Annotated in this window: 1 protein-coding gene; it reads right to left on the reverse strand. The window is 36.4% G+C overall.

All coding sequences use genetic code 11. From position 1 onward, the window contains the following. Positions 1-39 precede the first annotated feature (39 nt). Positions 40-897: an IS3 family transposase gene (locus BMY56_RS18420; RefSeq protein ID WP_091627751.1), complete on the reverse strand. Its 858-nt coding sequence runs from the start codon at positions 895-897 to the stop codon at positions 40-42. Between the last annotated feature and the right edge of the window lie 110 nt (positions 898-1,007).

Genomic DNA, 1,007 nt, shown 5'->3' on the forward strand with positions numbered 1-1,007 from the left:
TGTCACGTCCTAAAATACGGCTACAGATTAATATTAGTTTTAAGCGGCATATTGATGCACGTAATTAGGTGTTCTATAATCTAAAGATAAATGCAATCTTTTAGAGTTGTATAATTTGATTGCGTTTTTGGCTGCTTTTTTAGCATGGGCCACGCTGGTAAAGGTTTGGTCAAGATAGAATTCATCTTTTAGAATACCGTTTACCCTTTCGGCTAAAGCGTTTTCATAGCAATGGTTTTCTTCTGTCATACTGATTTTAATTTTCTTTCTTTTCAATATTTGAGTATACACATTACTGCAATATTGAATACCCCTGTCGGAGTGATGAATAAGCCGTTCAATGTTCTTGGCATTGTAAATGGCTTTATTAAGAGCCCTTACACAGCCTTTTAGTTCTAAACTATCACTTAGGTCATACCCAACTATTTTGCGTGAGTACATGTCGGTAATCAAGGCTAGGTAACAGAATCCTTTAATAGTTCTGATATAGGTTATATCCGAGGCCCAAACTTGATTAGGTCTATTGATTTCAAGGTCTTTTATGATATTGTCATATTTATAAAACCTGTGGTATGAATTGGTGGTTCTAGAAGAGTATTTTTTTCTTCTAATGAGTAACCTGTTCTCTCTTAAGATACGGAATAGCTGGTCCCTGCCCACTTTGAGGTCGTACTTATGGAACTCATCTTTTAATGATCGCATGAGTTTTCTGGTACCTTCCCTAGGCAGTGTTCTTCTACTTTTTCGAACAAGTTCGATTACATCTTGTTCTATCTGTTTTTTGATAACAAAACGTTTTTGGTATTTGTAATAGGCGTCTCTTTCCAGATCAAATGCATTACAGATAGTACCAATGGAGAACAGCCTTTCATTCCGATGAATAGGAGCTACTTTCATTAAGGCTTTATGTTTAAGTTTTTTTTTAATTCCTCAACATCTCTATAGCCCAGGTTCTCGGCAGCCACCTCGAGATAGCTATCGGTCACCAGTTTGTCCAGGTCCTTTTT

Source organism: Maribacter orientalis, from assembly GCF_900109345.1.
Classification (GTDB): domain Bacteria; phylum Bacteroidota; class Bacteroidia; order Flavobacteriales; family Flavobacteriaceae; genus Maribacter; species Maribacter orientalis.